Raw genomic sequence first — 19471 nt, 5'->3', positions numbered from 1 at the left:
GGCGGCCCCGCTCGACACGTGAGGACGCAAAGGTGCCAAAAGTCGAGTCTAAAGGGACGCGGGACGCGACGAAGCCCGTGGGCGGGGTCAGGCCAGGTAGGCCGGTGCCCCCACGGGCAGGATAAATCGGAACTCGGCGCCGCCGCCGGGTCCGCGGCCGACCGTGATCGTGCCGCCGTGCGCCTCGACGACGCCCTTGACGATGTACAGCCCCAGGCCGGTGCCGCCGCACTTGCTGCCCCGCCAGAAACGGGTGAAGACGCGGCTCAGCGACTCCTCCGGAATTCCCGGGCCCTCGTCGCTGACGGTCACTGCCGTTCCCTTCTCGTCGTCCTTGGCGGTGGCGGGCGCCACCTCGATGGTGACCATTCCAGCGCCGTGCCGCACCGCATTTTCCAGCAGGTTGTCGAGCACCTGGTCGATCTTGTCGGGGTCCGCCCACAGGCCGGGCAGCGGGTGCTCGATCCGCACCAGGAAGCGATCGGCGGCCTGCCCGGCGGAGACCCGGGCGTGCACGTGGCGTCCGACGGCCGCCACGACGTCCACCGGCTGCCGGCGCAGCTCCAGGCGCCCGGAGTCGATGCGGGCGATGTCGAGGAGTTCGGCGATCAGCCGGGTGAGCCGTTCGGCGTCGTTGTCGACGGTCTCCAGCATCATCAGCTTCTGGTCGTCGGTGAAGCGCTCCCACTTCCGCAGCAGGGTCCGGGTGAACCCCTTCACCGAGGTCAGCGGAGAGCGCAGCTCGTGGGCGACCGTCGCGATCAGCTCGGCGTGGCTGCGCTCGGTGCGCCGACGCGCCTCGGTCCCGCGCAGCGTCACCACCACGCGGCGCACCGGACCGCACGGCCGCTCCCGCACGTAACGCGCGGAGACCAGCACCTCGCGCCCGCCGGGCAGCAGCAGGTTCCGCTCGGGCTGCCCCGCCCGGATGGCGAGACCTCCGTACGGGTCGGTCAGCGCCCACCAGCGGCGGCCCTTGAGGTCTTCGAGCGGGAGCACGTCGTCCAGCGCGCGGCCCAGCGCGCGGCCGGCCGGGACCGCGGTGAGGCGGGCGGCGGCGGCGTTGAAGCAGACGACGGCGCCCGTCTCGTCGGCGACGACCAGGCCGTCCGGGAGATCGTCGGCCCCGATGGCGGGCTCCATCGGCTTCCGCGCTCCGGACGCCCGTTCAGGCATCGGCTTCTGCGCTCCGGACGCCCGTTCAGGCACTTGCGCAACCATTCCCCGTACCCCACCCATCCGACGAGCGCAGGAGCCCCCGAGCCCGTCACCCTATCCGGGAAGGGGGCCTGTCAGGGAGTGCTGCGTACCCGCTGTGCGCGCGCGGACGCATAGAGGCATACGGCGGCGGCCGTGGCGAGGTTGAGGCTCTCGGCCTTTCCGTGGATGGGGACGCGCACGACGGCGTCCGCCAGCGCGCGGGTCTCCTCGGGGAGTCCCCATGCCTCGTTGCCGAAGACCCAGGCGGTGGGGCCGCTCATGGTGCCCGCGTCGAGTTCGTCGTCCAGGTCGCGGTCGCCCGCGCCGTCGGCCGCCAGGACGCGCACTCCCGCCGCCCGGAGCTCGGCGACCGCCTGTTCGACGGGTACGCCCACGGCGACCGGCAGGTGGAAGTGCGAACCGACGGACGCGCGCACCGACTTGGGGTTGTAGAGGTCGACGGAGGCGTCGGTGAGGACCACCGCGTCGGCGCCGGCCGCGTCCGCGCAGCGCAGCACCGTGCCGGCGTTGCCGGGGTCGCGCACGTGCGCGAGGACGGCGACCAGCCGGGGTCCGGCGGCGAGGATGTCCGCGAACGGGGAGTCCAGGAAGTGGCACACGCCGACGATGCCCTGCGGGGTGACGGTCTGCGAGATGTCCGCGAGGACGTCGTCCGCGGCGAGGTGCACCCGGGCCCCGGCCGCCTGGGCCGCGTCCACGATGTCGGCGTACCGTTCGGCGGCCTCCACGGTCGCGAACAGTTCGATCAGCGTGGGCGTCCCGTCCGGCCCCCGGTGGCCGACCGCCTCCCGCACGGCCTGCGGTCCCTCGGCGATGAACCGGCGTTCCTTGCCCCGGAAGCTGCGCTTGGCCAGCCGTCTGGCGGCGACGACGCGGGGGGAACGCGGGGAGATCGGCTCGGGGGTGCTGCCCATGGGTGTGCGGCTCACTTCTTCGTAGGGGCGGGACGGGCCGGCAGGAGCACAACGCACCGGACCCGCAGGCGCACGGTGCGCCTGCGGGTCCGGCTTCAAGCCAGGAAGATCGTGCCTGTCGCGAGGACTAGGCGGCGGCCTTCGGGGCGTTGACGTCGCTCGGAAGCGCCTTCTGGGCGACCTCGACGAGCGCGGCGAACGCGTTCGGGTCGTTGACGGCCAGCTCGGCGAGGATCTTGCGGTCCACCTCGATGTTGGCGGCGTTCAGACCCTGGATGAGGCGGTTGTACGTCATGCCGTTCTCGCGGGCAGCGGCGTTGATGCGCTGGATCCACAGACGGCGGAAGTCGCCCTTGCGCTTCTTGCGGTCGTTGTAGTTGTAGACCAGGGAGTGGGTGACCTGCTCCTTGGCCTTGCGGTACAGGCGCGAACGCTGGCCGCGGTAGCCCTTGGCCGCTTCGAGGATTGCCCGGCGCTTCTTGTGGGCGTTTACTGCGCGCTTGACGCGTGCCACTTTTGACTCCTTGTAGCGGGGTCGTGGGGGTGTTCACACGACCCGAAAACGAATTGGTCCCGGTCTTGTTCCAGCGCCTCGGGCGGGTGCACCCGGGGCAGCCGGATCACTTGCCGAGAAGCTTCTTGATCTTCGCGGCGTCGCCCGGGGCCATCTCGGCGGTGCCGGTGAGGCGGCGCGTCACGCGGGACGACTTGTGTTCGAGCAGGTGGCGCTTGCCGGCACGCTCGCGGAGCACCTTGCCGGAGCCGGTGATCTTGAAGCGCTTCTTGGAACCGCTGTGCGTCTTGTTCTTCGGCATCGCGCCGTATCTCCTCGTCAGTGCCGCTCCCCCGGCCCCCGGTGCGGGCACCGGACTGCGGGAGCGTCAGATCTTTGGTTGGGGGTTCCGGTCGGGGACCCGGGGGCCGCCTGGATGGCGGCCCCGTGGATCACGCCTCGGAGGGTGCCTCGGCCGGAGCCTCGGCAGCGGCCTCGGCGACCTCGCCCGCGGGCTGGTCGTCGTGGGCAGTGGTGCCCTGACGCTCCGCCTTGCGGGCGGCCTGGGCCTCGCGGGCCTCGGCCATCGCCTCGGTCTTCTTCTTGTGGGGGCCGAGAACCATGATCATGTTCCGGCCGTCCTGCTTCGGGTTGGACTCGATGAAGCCCAGGTCCTCCACGTCGGAGGCGAGTCGCTGAAGCAGCCGGAAGCCAAGCTCGGGACGGGACTGCTCACGACCACGGAACATGATCGTGATCTTGACCTTGTCACCCTGCTTGAGGAACCGGACGACGTGACCCTTTTTGGTGTCGTAGTCGTGCGGGTCGATCTTCGGGCGGAGCTTCATTTCCTTGATGACCGTGTGCGCCTGGTTCTTGCGCGCCTCACGGGCCTTCATGGCCGACTCGTACTTGAACTTCCCGTAGTCCATGAGCTTGCACACGGGCGGACGGGCGGTCGCCGCGACCTCGACCAGGTCGAGGTCGTACTCCTGCGCCAGCTCAAGGGCCTTGGCGAGGGGAACGATGCCGACCTGTTCGCCGCTGGGGCCTACAAGCCGGACCTCGGGAACGCGAATCCGGTCGTTAATGCGGGGCTCGGCGCTGATGGATCCTCCTCAGTAGCACCACACGGCTGTCTGGCAGACAGCCGCGCAACGTCTTATTTCTTCGGACCAACCGCACCGGGAGAGCAAGAAACGCCCCGGACGGGACACAGGCAGGGCTCCTGGAAATACCGGAGCACCGCCGCGTCTGAAACCGCGGGGCGCGCACATCGGACAGTTCCATCGTCCGTACGGAACGATGGGTACCGTCTTCTGACCGGTGACCCGCCGTCCCGGGGGACGGTCAGGTGGGAGATCGGAGCCTCCACTTGTGGGCCGGGCACAGGAGTGTCCAGCCGGTCGTGAGAAAACAGTACTGCACTTTCCCCATCACCGCGAACCCTGCGTAAACCACCCGTCCCGGGGAAGTCCGCCGCGACACGGGACCTATCGTTGACGCCATGAGCGACGCGACCGGCACCACCGGCACCACTGACGAGAACAACCCCGGCTTCGACGACATGACCCGCGACATCGCGGACGTTCCCGCCGTCGAGGTCATCACCACGGTCGCCGTGCACCTGATGAGCGCCGCCGCCGTGAACCTGGGCCTCGCCGAGGGCGGCGAGGAGCAGAAGGACCTGGACGAGGCCCGGAAGCTGATCCAGGCACTGGCGGGCCTGATCACGGCCAGTGCCACCGAGATCAGCTCCTTCCACGCGGCGCCGCTGCGGGACGGCCTGAAGTCCCTCCAGCTGGCCTTCCGCGAGGCCTCCGTGGTCCCCGACGAGCCGGGCCAGGGACCGGGCGAGAAGTACACCGGTCCGGTCTACGGCTGAGCGCTCCGGCCCGCTGCCGCGGCCCCGTCCTCGCGGACACGGGCCGCGTCCGGGCGGGGGAGGCTGCACGCGTCACCCGCGCGGGTCGTCAGCGCGTGAAGAGCGGCTCGCCGGGCGGCGGGGTGGCCCCGGCGGGCAGCAGGGCCAGGTCCAGCCCCCGTACGAGACGGGCCCTGAGCACCTCGTCCGCCGCCAGCGCCTGCGCGATGCGGCGTACGGCCTCGGCCGGCACCGCGTCCGCGGTCAGCACCAGGGCCAGCACTCCGTCGGCCTCACCGGGCCCGAGATGGGCCCGGAGCACGGCGGGCTCGGCGGCGACGAGCGCGCGCAGGGCCTGCGTCACGGCGGGGTCGTCGAGCGGGCGGGTACTGGTGCGGCCCTCGGCGAGGGCACGCAGGGCGGGCCCGGTGAGCTGGTAGGGCACCGGCCCCGCGAGGTCCAGCACCACGGTGTCCGCCTGCTCGTGGGCGGCGGCCCGAAGTGCCTGGTGCAGGGGTACGGCGACGGGCCGGGCGGCGGGGTCCCACCGCGCCAACGCCTCGACGGAGGTGAACGCGGGCAGCGCCTTGCGGTCCCCCGCGCGGAGGGTCGGCACCGCCATGTCGCTCGTCTTCTCCCGCTTGAGCCCGGTCTCCGGGTCGGTCTCGACCTCGCCGAGGACCGCGACGACGGGCACCAGGAGACGGGCGGCGGGTAGCGCGTCGAGGATGCGCTGCTGGGCCGGCGCGTCGTCCGGCGGCCCGCCGGCCCAGGCCGCGAGGGCGGATGCGAGGGCGGGGTCGGCGGTGCCGTCGTCGTCGCCGAAACCGGGATCGGGAATGTTCTTGAGCACGGACCGACCCTAACGGGAGCGGAGTCCTCAGCTCCTCGCGCCCCTGCGCCAGATCACCACACCCGCTCCCAGCACCAGCACGCCCGCCGAGCCGGCCGCCAGCGCCCAGGCCTCGGGCCCCGCGGCCGCCTCGTGGGGAGCCCGCGGACCCGGCCCGAAGTACCGCTCGGCGTACCCCTCCCCCGAGGTGGACCGCACCGCCGTGTCCCGTCCCCCCGCCGCGATCGCGGCCGCCGGATCGACCATCCCGTGCCCGCGGGAGTCGTCCCGCCCTCCGCTCGGCGCGTTCCGTGCGGTCTTCGCCAGCAGGCGCTTGACCTGTGCGGGCGGCAGTCCGGGATGCGCGGAGCGCACCAGCGCCACCGCCCCCGAGACGAACGCGGCCGCGGCGCTCGTTCCCCACCCCTCGTAGTAGCTCCGGTCGGGGTCGGCGATCACGACGTCGACTCCGGGCGCGGCCACGGTCGCGTACCAGCGCCGGGTGGAGAAGGAGGCGTGCGTGCCGGCCGGATCGACGGCGGTGACCGCGATGACGCCGGGGTAGGCGGCCGGGTAGGAGAGGTGGTCGCCCTTCTCGCCGCCGTTGCCCGCGGAGGCGACGACCACGGCGCCCTTGCTGAGTGCGTACTGGACGGCCGCGTCCTCCTCGGCCTGCGGGTGCGCGGACTCGCTGTCGTCGCCCAGCGACAGGTTGATGACGTCCGCGCCGTGGTCGACGGCCCAACGGATGCCCTGGGCAAGGGCGTTGCCGCGCGACTCGCGCGCCTTCTCGCGGGCCGGGTCGCCGCCTTCGAGGATGACGCGTACGGGCAGGATCTTCGCTTCGGGGGCGATCCCGAGCACCCCCTCGCCCCGCCCCGGGCCGTGTCCGTGGCCCGCGATGATCGAGGCCATGGCCGTGCCGTGCCGGGCCCACGACCGGTTGCCGCGCTTCGCGCCGAAGCCGACGAGGTCGCGGCCCCTGAGCACGTTGCCGCGCAGGTCGGGATGCTGGTCGTCGACGCCGGTGTCGAGGACGGCGACGGTGATGCCCGCGCCCTTCGTGGTGCGCCATGCCTCCTGCGTGTGCAGGGCGGCGAGCCCCCACTGCCGGTCGCGGATGCTGTCGGCGTGGGCGGCGGAGTGGGGCAGCACGGCGAGCAGGGCAGCGGTGGCCGCGGACACGAAGGCGACGGCGCGACGCGTGCGGTGCGCCGGACGGGGCGCCGCCCCGTCTGCGAATCCGCACGTCTGACGGGTGCTCATCCTGCTTTCTCCGCCGCCGAGTTGACGGTTCTGCGCAGTGCGCGTTCGATGCGGTCCGCGATGCCCTTCGCCTCGTGGCCGAGTCCGGCCTGGGCGGGGGTGCTGACCGCCCCCGCGACGGTGGCGAGCGCGGCGGGCTGCGGGTCGGACACGGCGCGCCCGTCGGCGAAGCCGGAGACCGCGTACACGACGACGGGGGCGTCCTTCAGGACGCTGACGGTCCAGCTGGCCCGCTGCCCGTCGCCGAACCCGGCGGCGACGGTCCCGGGCACGGGGTGCGTACGGGGCATCAGGTCCCGGCGCCGGTCGAGCTTCTCGCGGGCGAAGCGTGCGCGCAGGGCGTGCGTCGCGTTCTCGTCCGCCTGGGTGAAGACCATGCCGACGGTGGTGACGCTGCTGGTGGTGGCGTCGGTGTAGGTGGCGCGCAGCAGGCGTTCGCAGCCGACCGGACCTAGGGCCTTGAGCAGGAGCGGGTCCAGGGCGTTCGCGCAGTCACCGTCCGGGGCGACGGCCACCCGCGTCCACTTTCGGTCGGCGCCGCCGGGGCCCGCGCCCGTTCCCGCGAGTGCGCGGGGGAAGAGGGTGTCGACGGGGGTGCTGTGCCATGTCGCACGGGCCTCGGCGAAGGCGCTGTCGACGGTGGGTGCGGCAGAGCTGTCGGCCAGCCAGCTCCCGGCGGCGGCACCGCCGATGAGGCCGACGCCGAGCACCGTGCAGACGGCGGTGGCGGCGATGCGGGCCGCGGTCGGCCGGTGCCGGGCGGGGGGCCGTTCGTCGTCCCGGGCCCAGTGCTGCGGCGGGGCGAAGGCGAGGGGGCGGGCCGTGTCCGTACGGGGGTCGCCGACGGCGTCGTGCGGGTCGTGGCGGGGGGCGTGGGGCACCGCGGGACGCGGTGCCCGCGTCGGCGCCTGGGCGAGGGGCGCGCCGGAGTGGGCGTACGCCGGGCCGGGCGACGGCTCGGGTGCGGGTGTGCGGGGGGCCGCCGGGGGCGGAGGGGAGGAGGGCCGGGGAGGGACGGTGGGGCCGTGCGGTTCGGTGGTCATCCGGCCCCCAGGTCCGTCTCTTCTCGTGTTCCCGGCTGCTGCCCCGTGGCAGCCCCTTCACCCGGGCCCACCCGGGATTCCTGCGGAATTCCGGTCACTCTACGGGGTGGCCCCGGCGCCCGGGGAACCAGAGCCGGGCGGAGGGCGCATCTGACCGGATCGTCCCCCTACCGAGGGGTAATCGTCTCTGGCAAGCTGCGGCCATGACTCCCCGTGTGACTCCCCGCGCAGTTGCCCGTACAGCCCCTGCCGCCGTGTCCGGTGCGGTGCCTCGGGCCACTGACCGGGCCCGCTACGACCGGGCGACGGCGCACCTGGACGGGCCGCTGGCCGTGGTCGATCTGGAGGCGTTCGACGACAACGCCGCCGACCTGGTGCGCCGGGCGGGCGGCAAGCCCGTACGGGTGGCGAGCAAGTCGGTGCGGTGCCGGGCGCTGTTGGAGCGGGTGCTGGCGCGGGAGGGCTTCTCCGGGGTGATGTCGTACACCCTGGCCGAGTCGCTGTGGCTGGCGCGGTCCGGTTTCGAGGACGTGCTGCTCGCCTATCCGTCCGTGGACCGGGGCGGGTACGCGGAGCTGGCCGGCGATCCGAAGCTGGCCGCCGCCGTGACGGTGATGGTGGACGACCCGGCGCAGTTGGAGCTGATCGAGCGGTCGCGCGGCGGAGGGAACGAGGAGATCCGGGTCTGCCTGGAGCTGGACACCTCGCTGCGGATGCTGGGCGGCCGGATCCGGCTGGGCGCGCTGCGCTCCCCGCTGCGCGAGCCCGCCCAACTCGCGGAGCTGGCACGCTCGGTGGCCCGTCGGCCGGGTTTCCGGCTGGTCGGGATCATGGCGTACGAGGGGCATGTCGCCGGCGTCGGTGACCTCGTCAGGGGGCGGCCGTTGCGGTCCCGTGCGGTGCGGGTGATGCAGGCGGCGGCGCGGCGGGAGCTGGCGGTGCGGCGGGCGGAGGTGGTACGGGCGGTGCGGAACGTCGTACCGGATCTGGAGTTCGTGAACGGCGGCGGGACGGGGAGCGTGGAGAGCACGGTCGCCGAGGACGCGGTGACGGAGGTGGCTGCCGGATCGGGGCTGTACGTGCCGCGCCTGTTCGACAACTACCGGTCGTTCAGCGGGCGTCCGGCGGCGCTGTACGCGATGCCGGTGGTGCGGCGGCCGGGGGTGGGCGTGGTGACGGTGCTCGGCGGCGGTTACCCCGCCTCCGGTGTGGCCGGTGCGGACCGCTCGCCCGTTCCGTACCTGCCGGAGGGTCTGCGGTACGACGCGCAGGAGGGGGCGGGCGAGGTGCAGACGCCGCTGCTGGGTTCGGCGGCGGACGATCTGCTCATCGGCGACAAGGTGTGGTTCCGGCACGCGAAGGCGGGTGAACTGTGCGAGCGCTTCGCCCGGTTGCACCTGATCGAGGGCGACCGGGTGACGGAGTCCGTCCCGACGTACCGGGGCGAGGGCCACACCTTCCTGTGACAGGTGCGGCCCCCGCCTGCCGGGGCCCACGGCCCCCTCGTGCGCCTCAGGTCGTGCTGCGGATGCCCTGGGTGATGGTGTCCATGACGTCGACCGACGGGGCGCCGGGTCCCGCGTCGACGTGGAAGCGGACCAGGACGAGCGAGCCGGGGCCGACGCTGCTGGGGAAGGCGAGGGACTGCACGTAGCCGCCCGGCCCCTTGCCGGTGACGACCTTCCAGCGGACCAGGTAGCCCTGCTTGCCCGCGACGGTGACGGCCTCCGACTTGACCTCGGTGTGGGAGGTGACGCCGCCGTGCTTCTCGCGGTCGAGGTAGTCCTTGCCGTAGGCCAGTTCGGTGGCCTTGGCGATGTCGGCCTTGGCCACGGCCTCGGGAGTGGTCGGCCCGGAGGGCGCCGTGCGGGAGGTGACCGTGCCGTGGCGGCAGAAGCCGCCCTCGGCGGGGCAGTCGTACGTCTCGTCAGTCTGCATGGTGGCGGCCTCGCGGTCGCCGCCGTACTCCGGGATCTCCCAGCCCTCGGGGATGGGCAGCGTGATCCCGTTGAGCTGGTCGGCGAGCGTGGTGGCGTCGGCGGACGGACCGGAGGAGCCGGGGGCCGTCGGCTCGGCGGGGGCGCTGCGGTCCGCTTCCGGGCTGGTCGCCGACGTGGGCGCCGCGACGGGGGGTGCGGGGGCGTCGTCGTCCTTGCCGAGGACGACGACGCCGGTGATGATCGCGGCGACGACGGCGACCCCCGCGACGACGACCGCGATGAGCGCGCCCTTGCTGAGGCCGCCGGAGCCGCCCTGCCCTCCGCCCGGGGGTGCGGGCGGGGGCGGCGGCGTGCCGTACGGCTGCGGGGCCTGCGGGTATCCGTAGCCCTGGGCCGGTGGTGCGGTCTGCGGGTAGCCGTAACCCCCCTGCGGCGGCTGGGACTGCGGCGTGCCGAACTGCGGGCTCTGACCGGGAGGGCGGGTGTGCGCGCTCCATGCCGAACCGTCCCACCAGCGCTCCTGGGTGGGGGCGCTGGGGTCCTGGTACCAGCCGGGCGGGGTCGTCATGCTCATGCGGCTCACCTTAAAGGGCGGGCCTAGAGCGGAGTGACGTATGCGCCCGAGATGCCGCCGTCGACCAGAAAGTCCGTGGCGTTGACGAACGAGGAGTCGTCGCTGGCCAGGAAGGCGACGGCCGCCGCGATCTCCGTCGCCTCGGCGAACCGGCCGAGCGGGATGTGGACGAGACGGCGGGCGGCGCGCTCGGGGTCGGAGGCGAACAGCTCTTGGAGGAGCGGGGTGTTGACCGGCCCCGGGCAGAGCGCGTTGACGCGGATGCCCTCGCGGGCGAACTGCACGCCCAGCTCCCGCGACATCGCCAGGACGCCGCCCTTGGAGGCGGTGTACGAGATCTGGGAGGTGGCGGCGCCCATGACCGCCACGAAGGACGCGGTGTTGATGATCGAGCCCCGGCCCTGGCGCCGCATGTACGGCAGGGCCGCCTTGCAGCACAGGTAGACGGAGGTGAGGTTGACGTCCTGGACGCGCTTCCAGGCGTCCAGGCCCGTGGTGAGGATGGAGTCGTCGTCGGGCGGGCTGATGCCGGCGTTGTTGAACGCGATGTCGACGCTGCCGTAGGTGTCGTGCGCGGCCCGGTAGAGCGCGTCGACCTGCTCGGGGTCGGTGACGTCGACCCGGACGAAGGTGCCCGCGACGGCTTCGGCGGCGGCCTTCCCCGCCGTTTCGTCGATGTCGCCGCAGACGACGTGCGCGCCCTCGGAGGCCAGGCGGCGGGCGGCGGCGAGACCGATGCCGCTTCCGGCGCCGGTGATGACGGCGGTGCGGCCGACGAGGCGGCGGCAGACGATGTCGTTGTCGGTGCTCATGGTGTTCTCAGGCCTCCGTGCCGTGGCTCGTGCTGATGAAGACGTTCTTGGTTTCGGTGAAGGCCGCGAGGGCGTCGGGGCCGAGTTCGCGGCCGAGACCGGACTGGCCGTAACCGCCGAAGGGGGTCCAGTAGCGGACGCTGCTGTGGGAGTTGACGGAGAGGTTGCCCGCCCGTACGGCCTGGGAGACGCGCAGGGCGCGGCCCACGTCGCGGGTCCAGATCGAACCGGACAGCCCGTAGTCGGTGGCGTTGGCGAGGCGGATCGCGTCGGCCTCGTCGTCGAAGGGGAGGACGACGGCGACGGGGCCGAAGATCTCTTCGGTGGCGGCGGGCGCGTCGGGGGCGAGGCCCGTGAGGACCGTGGGCGGGAACCAGAAGCCGGGGCCGGTGGGGGCCGTTCCGCGGATGCCGGGGGCGTTCTCGTCGACGTACGCGCGGACCCTGTCCCGTTGCGTCCGGGAGATCAGCGGGCCCATCTGGGTCTTCTCGTCAAAGGGGTCGCCGACGACGATCGACTCGACGGCGGGGGCCAGGAGTTCGAGGAAGCGGTCGTGCACGGAGCGCTCGACGAGGATGCGGGTGCGGGCGCAGCAGTCCTGGCCGGCGTTGTCGAGGAAGGACAGGGGGGTGGCGGCGACGGCGGTTTCGAGGTCGGCGTCGGCGAAGACGATGTTGGGGCTCTTGCCGCCGAGTTCGAGGGTGACGCGCTTCACCCGGGCCGCGCACCTGGCCATGACCTCCTTGCCGACGCGGGTGGAACCGGTGAAGACGATCTTGGCGACGCCGGGGTGCTCGACGAGGGCGTTGCCGGCGACCGGGCCCTCGCCGGGGAGGACCTGGAAGAGGTGTTCGGGCAGCCCGGCCTCCAGGGCGAGTTCGGCGAGGCGCAGCGCGGTGAGCGGGGTGGTTTCGGCGGGCTTGAGGAGCACCGCGTTGCCCGCGGCCAGGGCGGGGGCCGTCGCCCACGCGGCGATCGGCATGGGGAAGTTCCAGGGGGCGATGACGCCGATGACGCCGAGGGGTTCCAGGAGGGTGACGTCGAGTCCGTCGGGCACCGGGATCTGGCGGCCGTGGAGGCGTTCTGCTCCTCCGGCGGCGTAGTCGAGGAGGTCGCGGACGTTGCCCGCTTCCCAGCGGGCGTTGCCGAGGGTGTGGCCGGCTTCCCGCACCTCCAGCCGGGCGAGTTCCTCGACGTGCTGGTCGACGGTGGCGGCGAAGCGGCGGAGGTGGCGGGCGCGGGCGGCCGGAGGGGTGGCGGCCCAGGCGCGCTGGGCGTGCGTGGCGCGGGCGACTGCGGCGTCGACGTCCGCCGCCGTCGCGGCGGGGACGGTGGCGATCACTTCTTCGGTGGCGGGGTTGAGGATCTGCAAGGGGCTTCCTTACGGGGTGGGTCGGGCGGGGCTCTGCGGGCGTCCGCCCGCGGGGCCCCGTCACGCCGGCGGACCGTCCGGCGGGTGGGGCCGGGGGCGGTGGTCGGGCGGGGGCCGGGGGCGGCCCGGGGCAGCGGAATCGAGGCATGCGCGGGCCTGCGTGAAGGGCGTGAAGGGGGCGACGGGCCCGCCGAAGGGCCGCCCCGCGTGCTCGCCGCGGGGCATCGGCCCTTCGCGCACCCCCGTGTGGGGCTTCGGCTCACATGCGCTCGAAGGAGCGCCGCAGCTCCCAGTCCGTGACCGCGGCGTCGAAGGCCCGCAGTTCGACGCGGGCCATGTTGGCGTAGTGCGCCACCACCTCGTCCCCGAAGGCCGCCCGCGCGATCGGGCTCGCCTCCCACAGCTCGGCCGCCTCGCGCAGCGTGGTGGGGACGCGCTCGTAGTCGGCGGTGTAGGCGTTGCCCGTACAGGGTTCGGGGAGTTCCAGCTTGTGCTCGACGCCGTACATGCCTGCCGCTATCAGGCCCGCGACGGCGAGGTACGGGTTGACGTCGCCGCCCGGGAGCCGGTTCTCGAACCGCATCGAGGGTCCGTGGCCGACGACGCGCAGCGAGCACGTGCGGTTGTCGTGGCCCCAGGCGACGGCGGTCGGGGCGAACGAGCCGGGCTGGAAGCGTTTGTAGGAGTTGATGTTGGGCGCGTAGAGGAGGGAGAAGTCGCGCAGTGCGGCGAGCTGTCCGGCGAGGAAGTGGCGCATCAGCGGGGACATGCCGTCGGGGCCGTCACCGGCCATCGCGCTCCGGTCGTCCGCGTCGCGCAGCGAGAGGTGGATGTGGCAGGAGTTGCCCTCGCGCTCGTTGTACTTCGCCATGAAGGTGAGCGAGACGCCTTCCTGGGCGGCGATTTCCTTGGCGCCGTTCTTGTAGAGGGCGTGCTGGTCGCAGGTGGTGAGAACCTCGTCGTACTTGAAGGCGATCTCGTGCTGGCCGGGGTTGCACTCGCCCTTGGCGGACTCCACGGTCAGACCCGCGGCGGCCATCTCGTTGCGGATGCGGCGCAGCAGGGGCTCGACGCGGCCGGTGCCGAGGATGGAGTAGTCGACGTTGTACTGGTTGACGGGCTCCAGGTCCCGGTAGCAGGCGTCCCACGCCTGTTCGTAGGTGTCCTTGAAGACGATGAACTCCAGTTCGGTGCCGGCGTACGCGGTGTAGCCGAGCTCGGCGAGTCGTGCCATCTGGTGGCGCAGGATCTGGCGGGGCGCGGCGACGACCGGGGTGTCGTCGTGCCACATCAGGTCGGCCATCAGCAGGGCGGTGCCCTCGTTCCAGGGGACGCGGCGCAGGGTGGCGAGGTCGGGTCGCATGGCGAAGTCGCCGTAGCCGCTGTCCCAGGAGGACATGGCGTAGCCGTCGACCGTGTTGAGGTCGACGTCGACGGCCAGGAGGTAGTTGCAGCCCTCCGCGCCGTCGGTCAGCACGTCGTCGAGGAAGAACGGGGCGGCGAACCGTTTGCCCGTGAGTCGTCCCTGCATGTCGGGGAAGGCCAGCACCACGGTGTCGATCTCGCCGCTCGCGACCAGCGCGCGCAGCTCTTCCAACGGGAGCGGGGGTGTGCGGTCTGCCTCGGGAACTGCCACGGGAAAGCCCTCCAGGGTCGGCCGGAGCCCTTAAGGTATTCCTCAAGACCATTGCTTGGGAAGGGGGTTCGGGAACATGCCGGAGGGTGGGGAGGGTGATGTGTACGGCGACCGGTTGACGGCCGTACTGCGTCCGGTGCGGGCGGGCAACGGCTTCGAGGAGGCCCTGGAACAGGTGCTCCAGGTGCTGCGGCTGGGCCTGGTGCCGGCTGGTGGACGGCTGCCGGCGGAGCGGGACCTGGCGGAGCGGCTGCGCGTCAGCCGGGTCACCCTGCGCGAGGTGCTGAAGGTGCTCCAGGACCAGGGGCTGGTGGAGAGCAGGCGCGGCAGGTACGGGGGGACGTTCGTGTGCCGCCGCCCCGAGAGCCCCGGGGGCGAGGAACTCCGGCGCAGGATCGCCTCGCTGGACGTGGAGGACGCGCTGCGCTTCCGCGAGGTGCTGGAGGTGGGGGCGGCCGGGCTCTGCGCGGACCGGGGACTGGACGGCCCGGAGGCGGACCGGCTGCGGGCCGCACTGGCCGCGACGCACGACGCCCCCCTCGCCGACTACCGCCGGGCGGACACGCTGCTGCACCTGACGCTGACCGGGCTCGCCGGCTCGCCGCGGCTTGACGCGCAGTACGCCGCCGTACGGGCCGAGGTGAACGAACTCCTGGACTGCATACCCCTGCTGGTGCGCAATCTGGAGCACTCCCAGCGCCAGCACACGGCACTCGTGGAGGCCGTCCTCGAAGGCAACGCGGAGGCGGCGCGCGAGGTGATGCGCGAGCACTGCTCGGGAACGGCGGCGCTGCTCCGGGGCTTCCTCTCGTGACGTCCGCAACTCCCGCGTGACGCAGAGGGGTTGCCAGGAGCCGTTCCGGCCGCAAAGGTGTGGTCCCACACCATTGTCAGGCGACGGCGGGAGCGGCCCATGGCCACGGACGGACAGGGTTCCACGGACAGATCCACCGGCGGACCGGGAACCACCGGCGGAGCGGACGTCACGGACGACTACCTCAAACGCCGCGCCCTGCGCCGGGGCAGCGCGGGCTGGCTGCTGCTCACCGGGCTCGGCGTCGCCTACGTCGTCTCCGGGGACTTCTCCGGCTGGAACGTCGGCCTCTCCAAGGGCGGCTTCGGCGGCCTCGCGATCGCCACCCTCCTGATGGGCGCGATGTACGCCTGCCTGGTCTTCGCCCTCGCGGAACTGTCCGCCATCCTGCCGACGGCGGGCGGCGGCTACGGCTTCGCCCGCCGGGCGCTGGGGACCTGGGGCGGCTTCCTGACCGGCACGGCCATCCTCATCGAGTACATCCTCGCCCCGGCCGCGATCTCCATCTTCATCGGCGACTACGTGGAGTCGCTGAACCTGTTCGGCCTGACCTCCGGCTGGCCGGTCTACCTCGCCTGCTTCGTCGTCTTCATCGGCATCCACCTCTGGGGTGTCGGCGAGGCGCTGCGCTTCAGCCTGGTCGTCACGGCGATCGCGGTGGCCGCGCTGCTGATCTTCGCGGTGGGCGCGTTCACCGAGTTCGACGCGGACGGCCTGAACGACATCCCGGTGGACGAGGGCGCGCTCGGGGCGAACTCGTGGCTGCCGTTCGGACTGCTCGGCATCTGGGCGGCGTTCCCGTTCGGCATGTGGTTCTTCCTGGGGGTCGAGGGGGTCCCGCTGGCCGCCGAGGAGGCGAAGGACCCGGTGCGGTCGATGCCGCGGGCACTGTCGATCTCCCTGGGCGTCCTGGTCCTGCTCGCCATGCTGACCTTCTTCGCCGCGACGGGAGCCCGCGGCGCGGCCGCCGTGCAGGACGCGGGCAATCCGCTGGTCGTGGCGCTCCAGGGCGACGGACCGGCCACCGGGCTGAGCCGCTTCGTGAACTACGCAGGGCTGGCCGGGCTCGTCGCGTCGTTCTTCTCCCTCATCTACGCGGGCTCCCGCCAGCTCTTCGCCCTGTCCCGGGCCGGCTACCTCCCCCGGTTCCTCTCGCTCACCAGCCGCCGCAAGGCCCCCTACCTCGGCCTGCTGATACCCGGCGCGATCGGCTTCGCGCTGGCCGCGTCCACCGGCAACGGGGCCCGGATGCTGAACATCGCCGTCTTCGGCGCGACCATCTCCTACGCCCTGATGGCCCTGTCGCACATCGTCCTGCGCCGTCGCGAGCCGGACCTGCCCCGCCCGTACCGCACGCCCGGCGGCGTCGTCACCTCGTCGACGGCGTTCGTGCTGGCACTGTTCGCGCTGGTGGCGACGTTTCTGGTGGACACGGACGCGGCGTTGATCGCCTTGGTGGTGTACGTCGTCGCCCTGGCCTACTTCGCGCTCTATTCTCGGCACCGGCTGGTCGCTTCGGCGCCCGAGGAGGAGTTCGCGGCGCTGGCCGCCGCCGAGGCCGAACTGGAACGCAAGTAACCCGTACCGCGTCAGTGGGAGGAACCGCACGTGTCCGTCAAGCCCCTCGTCGGCATCAGCACCTACCTGGAGTCGTCCGTCCGGTGGGGCGTCTGGGAGCTTCCCGCCGCCCTGGTCCCCGCCGGCTACCCGCAGCTCGTCCAGGCGTCGGGCGGCAGCGCGCTCCTGCTGCCGCCCGACGACCCGGCGTACGCGGCCCAGGTCGTCGCCCGGCTCGACGCGCTGGTGATCGCGGGAGGTCCCGACGTGGATCCGGTACGGTACGCAGCCGAGCGCGACCCCCGCACCGGGCCGCCCGCGACGGCGCGCGACGCCTGGGAACTGGCTCTGATCCGGGCCGCGTTGGACTCCCGCACCCCACTGCTCGGCGTCTGCCGGGGCATGCAGTTGCTGAACGTGGCGCTCGGCGGGACCCTCGTCCAGCACCTCGACGGGCACGCCGTGACCGTCGGCGCCTTCGGAACCCACCCGGTGCGGACGGTGCCCGGCACGCGCTGCGCGGAGATCCTGCCGGGCAGCAGCGACGTACCGGCCTACCACCACCAGGCCGTCCTGCGGGTCGGCGAGGGCCTGGTGGTCTCCGCGTACACCGCGGACGGCACGGTGGAGGCGGTCGAACTACCGGGCGAGAGCTGGGCGTTGGGCGTGCAGTGGCACCCGGAGATGGGCACCGACCTGCGGCTGACGCAGGCGCTGGTGTCGGCCGCCCTCAGCACCCCCGACGAGGCCGGCGCCGCGGGGGCCGACGGCGTCCTGACCGCCGGACGCCCGTAAGGAAGCGCCCGGCGGCGCGCGCCGCCCCCCGCTCCCCCTCCCGCAGCCGCGCCCGCACCGCACGGTGCACCCCGCGGCCAGCAACGACGCTCCGATGGTCCCGTTCACCCGTCCGCACACCCATCCGCCCGCCCCGCCGCTCCGAATCACCGGTGGGGGTCCACAGTGGAGGGGCGGAGAACACGGAAGTCACAGGAGCGAGGAGGCGACGGCGTGCGGTGTCTGGTGACCGGGGCGAGCGGCTACATCGGCGGAAGGCTGGTGCCCGAGCTGCTGGCCGCCGGGTACGAGGTGCGCTGTCTGGCGCGCACCCCCGCCAAACTGCGGGACTTCCCCTGGGCCGCGCAGGTGGAGACGGTACGGGGTGACGTCACGGACCCGGAGTCGACGCGGCGGGCCATGGAGGGAGTGGACGTCGCCTACTACCTGGTGCACGCCCTCGGCACCGGCAAGGGCTTCGAGAGGACCGACCGGGACGCCGCACGGAACTTCGGCGAGCAGGCGAAACGGGCCGGGGTCGGGCGCATCGTCTACCTGGGCGGACTCACCCCGGCCGGGGTCGCGGAGCACGAGCTGTCGCCGCACCTGCGTTCGCGTGCCGAAGTGGGACGCATCCTGCTGGACTCCGGGGTTCCGACCGCGGCCCTGCGCGCGGCGGTGATCATCGGTTCGGGCTCGGCGTCGTTCGAGATGCTGCGGTACCTGACGGAGCGGCTGCCGCTGATGGTGACGCCCAGCTGGGTCCGTACCCGCATCCAGCCGGTCGCGGTGCGGGACGTCCTGCGGCTGCTCGTCGGCTGCGCCCGGCTTCCGGAAGACGTGAACCGGACCTTCGACGTCGGCGGGCCGGACGTCCTCACCTACCGGGACATGATGCAGCGGTACGCCCGGGTGGCCGGGCTCCCCCGTCGGCTGATCCTGCCGCTTCCGGTGCTCACCCCGGGGCTCTCCAGCCACTGGGTGGGGCTGATCACGCCGGTGCCCGCGTCGATCGCCCGCCCGCTGGCGGAGTCGCTGCGGCACGAGGTGGTGTGCGCCGAGCACGACATCGAGCGGTACGTGCCCCGCGCGGCACAGGACGAGGACGGCGGGCCGATCGGCTTCGAACGGGCCGTGGAGCTGGCGCTGCGCCGGGTCCAGGAGGCCGACGTCACCACCCGCTGGTCGAACGCGTCCGTGCCGGGAACGCCGAGCGACCCGCTGCCCACCGACCCCGCGTGGGCGGGCGGCAGCCTCTACACCGACGTGCGGGAGGCGGTGGTGGAGGCCACGCCCGAGCGGCTGTGGCGGGTGATCGAAGGCATCGGCGGAGAGAACGGCTGGTACTCGTTCCCGCTGGCCTGGGCGGTACGGGGGTGGATGGACCGCCTGGTGGGCGGTGTGGGCCTGCGGCGCGGACGACGGGACGCGGCGCGGCTGCGGGTCGGGGACTCGCTCGACTTCTGGCGGGTCGAGGAGATCGAGCCGGGGAAGCTGCTGCGGCTGCGGGCCGAGATGCGGGTGCCGGGTCTCGCCTGGCTGGAGCTGGCCGTGGAACGGGACGAGAAGGGCCGGACGCTCTACCGGCAGCGGGCGGTCTTCCACCCGCACGGGCTGGCCGGGCACGCGTACTGGTGGAGCGTGGCGCCGTTCCACGGCGTGGTGTTCGGAGGGATGGTGCGCAACATCGCGGCAGCCGCGACCGCGTGACGTGACGTCTTCGCTCAGGGGGCGAAGCACGTCGCGTCGGCCGCGGTCGCGGCAGCCCGTCGAGGATCCGCGCGGGCGCTCCCGGACTCAGAGCTTCGTACCGGCGAGGAGCTTCGTCAGCGGGCCGCGGCTGTGCTGCTCGACGCGGCGGCCGGCCGTGAAGGAGGCGGCGGTCAACGCGACGACCCCCGCGCCCGCCCCGGCGACGATCGCCTTGCGGTTGTTGATGAGCGTCCATGCCGTGGTGGCCTTCGATGCGACCTTCCCGGACGCGGACTCCAGGGCCTGCTTCCCGGCCTGGACCCCCTTGAGACCTGCGGCCGTCGCGCTCTGCGCGGCGCTCGTCGCCTTCCCGGCGACGTCCTTCACCGGGCCGGTGGCGTCCTTGGCCTTGTCGGCGGCGCCCTTGGCCTGCGAAGTGGTGTCCTGAGCAGTGGCCTTGGTGTCCGTCGCGGCCTTCTTGGCGTCGGCGGCGGTGGACTTCGCGGCGCCTGCGGCAGTGGCCTTCGCGCCGGTGGCATCGGTCTTGGCGTCGGTGGCAGCGGACTTGGCGTTCGAATTCTGTGCAGTCATGAACACCGGGTATCCGCTCGTCCACACCGCAAACAACACCACGCGGCACAACAGGGCGGCCGTTTCGCCCGGTCGG

Annotated in this window: 19 protein-coding genes; 6 read left to right on the top strand and 13 right to left on the bottom strand. The window is 72.9% G+C overall.

Features of this window, described 5'->3' with window-relative positions:
- Window positions 1-87: 87 nt before the first annotated feature.
- The 5 genes from ACQPZG_RS27980 to infC all read right to left on the bottom strand — a co-directional run bounded on the left by ACQPZG_RS27980 (window position 88) and on the right by infC (window position 3737).
- Window positions 88-1143, bottom strand: a complete 1056-nt coding sequence (locus tag ACQPZG_RS27980; protein ID WP_433548470.1) for an ATP-binding protein — start codon at window positions 1141-1143, stop codon at window positions 88-90.
- A 149-nt stretch (window positions 1144-1292) separates the two neighbouring features.
- Window positions 1293-2135: a TrmH family RNA methyltransferase gene (locus ACQPZG_RS27975; protein ID WP_433548469.1), complete on the bottom strand. Its 843-nt coding sequence runs from the start codon at window positions 2133-2135 to the stop codon at window positions 1293-1295.
- A 127-nt stretch (window positions 2136-2262) separates the two neighbouring features.
- Window positions 2263-2649 (bottom strand): 50S ribosomal protein L20, encoded by a 387-nt coding sequence (gene rplT, locus ACQPZG_RS27970; RefSeq protein WP_266655864.1) that lies wholly within the window; start codon window positions 2647-2649, stop codon window positions 2263-2265.
- A gap of 106 nt (window positions 2650-2755) precedes the next feature.
- A complete protein-coding gene (rpmI, locus tag ACQPZG_RS27965; protein WP_030387121.1) occupies window positions 2756-2950 on the bottom strand; it encodes a 50S ribosomal protein L35 in 195 nt (64 codons plus the stop codon).
- A 130-nt stretch (window positions 2951-3080) separates the two neighbouring features.
- Window positions 3081-3737 (bottom strand): translation initiation factor IF-3, encoded by a 657-nt coding sequence (gene infC / locus ACQPZG_RS27960; RefSeq protein ID WP_433549581.1) that lies wholly within the window; start codon window positions 3735-3737, stop codon window positions 3081-3083.
- Window positions 3738-4135: 398 nt separating this feature from the next.
- Between infC and ACQPZG_RS27955 the strand changes: the two genes are divergently transcribed.
- Window positions 4136-4513, top strand: a complete 378-nt coding sequence (locus tag ACQPZG_RS27955) for a DUF1844 domain-containing protein (protein WP_433548468.1) — start codon at window positions 4136-4138, stop codon at window positions 4511-4513.
- An 88-nt stretch (window positions 4514-4601) separates the two neighbouring features.
- Here the strand turns inward: ACQPZG_RS27955 and ACQPZG_RS27950 are convergent, their stop codons facing one another.
- Genes ACQPZG_RS27950 through ACQPZG_RS27940 form a run of 3 tightly spaced genes read right to left on the bottom strand, consistent with a single transcriptional unit; the run spans window position 4602 to window position 7633 of the window.
- Complete coding sequence (locus ACQPZG_RS27950; protein ID WP_433548467.1) at window positions 4602-5345, bottom strand: SseB family protein; 744 nt, start codon at window positions 5343-5345, stop codon at window positions 4602-4604.
- A gap of 27 nt (window positions 5346-5372) precedes the next feature.
- Window positions 5373-6590, bottom strand: a complete 1218-nt coding sequence (gene mycP / locus ACQPZG_RS27945; RefSeq protein WP_433548466.1) for a type VII secretion-associated serine protease mycosin — start codon at window positions 6588-6590, stop codon at window positions 5373-5375.
- Window positions 6587-7633, bottom strand: a complete 1047-nt coding sequence (locus tag ACQPZG_RS27940) for a hypothetical protein (protein ID WP_433548465.1) — start codon at window positions 7631-7633, stop codon at window positions 6587-6589. The genes mycP and ACQPZG_RS27940 overlap by 4 nt, the downstream gene beginning before the upstream one ends.
- A 266-nt stretch (window positions 7634-7899) precedes the next feature.
- Here ACQPZG_RS27940 and ACQPZG_RS27935 point away from each other — a divergent pair, with 266 nt between their 5' ends.
- Window positions 7900-9099, top strand: coding sequence for an amino acid deaminase/aldolase (locus ACQPZG_RS27935; RefSeq protein WP_433548464.1), 1200 nt, complete (start codon window positions 7900-7902; stop codon window positions 9097-9099).
- Window positions 9100-9145: 46 nt separating this feature from the next.
- Here ACQPZG_RS27935 and ACQPZG_RS27930 read toward each other — a convergent pair whose 3' ends face one another.
- From ACQPZG_RS27930 to ACQPZG_RS27915, 4 genes are all read right to left on the bottom strand, one after another.
- The gene (locus ACQPZG_RS27930; protein WP_433548463.1) at window positions 9146-10147 is read right to left on the bottom strand and encodes a DUF2510 domain-containing protein; all 1002 of its coding nucleotides are present in this window, start codon (window positions 10145-10147) and stop codon (window positions 9146-9148) included.
- A 23-nt stretch (window positions 10148-10170) separates the two neighbouring features.
- Window positions 10171-10959, bottom strand: coding sequence for a 3-oxoacyl-ACP reductase (locus tag ACQPZG_RS27925; protein ID WP_433548462.1), 789 nt, complete (start codon window positions 10957-10959; stop codon window positions 10171-10173).
- A gap of 7 nt (window positions 10960-10966) precedes the next feature.
- Window positions 10967-12331, bottom strand: coding sequence for an aldehyde dehydrogenase family protein (locus ACQPZG_RS27920; protein WP_433548461.1), 1365 nt, complete (start codon window positions 12329-12331; stop codon window positions 10967-10969).
- 259 nt (window positions 12332-12590) lie between these two features.
- Window positions 12591-13967: a glutamine synthetase family protein gene (locus ACQPZG_RS27915; protein ID WP_433548460.1), complete on the bottom strand. Its 1377-nt coding sequence runs from the start codon at window positions 13965-13967 to the stop codon at window positions 12591-12593.
- Between the two features lie 76 nt (window positions 13968-14043).
- Here ACQPZG_RS27915 and ACQPZG_RS27910 point away from each other — a divergent pair, with 76 nt between their 5' ends.
- The 4 genes from ACQPZG_RS27910 (at window position 14044) to ACQPZG_RS27895 (ending at window position 18822) form a co-directional block, all read left to right on the top strand.
- Window positions 14044-14781 carry a FadR/GntR family transcriptional regulator gene (locus tag ACQPZG_RS27910; protein WP_433548459.1) on the top strand — a complete coding sequence of 246 codons (738 nt, stop codon included), beginning with the start codon at window positions 14044-14046 and terminating at the stop codon, window positions 14779-14781.
- Between the two features lie 99 nt (window positions 14782-14880).
- Window positions 14881-16359: an ethanolamine permease gene (gene eat / locus ACQPZG_RS27905; RefSeq protein WP_433548458.1), complete on the top strand. Its 1479-nt coding sequence runs from the start codon at window positions 14881-14883 to the stop codon at window positions 16357-16359.
- A 30-nt stretch (window positions 16360-16389) separates the two neighbouring features.
- Window positions 16390-17133 carry a gamma-glutamyl-gamma-aminobutyrate hydrolase family protein gene (locus ACQPZG_RS27900; protein WP_433548457.1) on the top strand — a complete coding sequence of 248 codons (744 nt, stop codon included), beginning with the start codon at window positions 16390-16392 and terminating at the stop codon, window positions 17131-17133.
- 165 nt (window positions 17134-17298) lie between these two features.
- On the top strand, window positions 17299-18822 hold the full coding sequence (locus tag ACQPZG_RS27895; protein ID WP_433548456.1) for an SDR family oxidoreductase: 1524 nt from the start codon (window positions 17299-17301) through the stop codon (window positions 18820-18822).
- Between the two features lie 87 nt (window positions 18823-18909).
- Here ACQPZG_RS27895 and ACQPZG_RS27890 read toward each other — a convergent pair whose 3' ends face one another.
- Window positions 18910-19395 carry a hypothetical protein gene (locus ACQPZG_RS27890; protein ID WP_433548455.1) on the bottom strand — a complete coding sequence of 162 codons (486 nt, stop codon included), beginning with the start codon at window positions 19393-19395 and terminating at the stop codon, window positions 18910-18912.
- Window positions 19396-19471: the final 76 nt, after the last annotated feature.

Source organism: Streptomyces sp. CA-294286 (assembly GCF_050947155.1).
In the GTDB taxonomy this organism is placed as follows: Bacteria; Actinomycetota; Actinomycetes; order Streptomycetales; family Streptomycetaceae; genus Streptomyces.
This window is presented reverse-complemented; position numbering and strand designations above follow the sequence as displayed.

Bases quoted from the DNA above. Each gene is read 5' to 3' on its own strand.
- ACQPZG_RS27980 (WP_433548470.1), bottom strand. From the start codon at position 1,143: ATGGAGCCCGCCATCGGGGCCGACGATCTCCCGGACGGCCTGGTCGTC.
- ACQPZG_RS27975 (WP_433548469.1), bottom strand. From the start codon at position 2,135: ATGGGCAGCACCCCCGAGCCGATCTCCCCGCGTTCCCCCCGCGTCGTC.
- rpmI (WP_030387121.1), bottom strand. From the start codon at position 2,950: ATGCCGAAGAACAAGACGCACAGCGGTTCCAAGAAGCGCTTCAAGATC.
- ACQPZG_RS27955 (WP_433548468.1), top strand. From the start codon at position 4,136: ATGAGCGACGCGACCGGCACCACCGGCACCACTGACGAGAACAACCCC.
- mycP (WP_433548466.1), bottom strand. From the start codon at position 6,590: ATGAGCACCCGTCAGACGTGCGGATTCGCAGACGGGGCGGCGCCCCGT.
- ACQPZG_RS27940 (WP_433548465.1), bottom strand. From the start codon at position 7,633: ATGACCACCGAACCGCACGGCCCCACCGTCCCTCCCCGGCCCTCCTCC.
- ACQPZG_RS27930 (WP_433548463.1), bottom strand. From the start codon at position 10,147: ATGAGCATGACGACCCCGCCCGGCTGGTACCAGGACCCCAGCGCCCCC.
- ACQPZG_RS27925 (WP_433548462.1), bottom strand. From the start codon at position 10,959: ATGAGCACCGACAACGACATCGTCTGCCGCCGCCTCGTCGGCCGCACC.
- ACQPZG_RS27910 (WP_433548459.1), top strand. From the start codon at position 14,044: ATGCCGGAGGGTGGGGAGGGTGATGTGTACGGCGACCGGTTGACGGCC.
- eat (WP_433548458.1), top strand. From the start codon at position 14,881: ATGGCCACGGACGGACAGGGTTCCACGGACAGATCCACCGGCGGACCG.
- ACQPZG_RS27890 (WP_433548455.1), bottom strand. From the start codon at position 19,395: ATGACTGCACAGAATTCGAACGCCAAGTCCGCTGCCACCGACGCCAAG.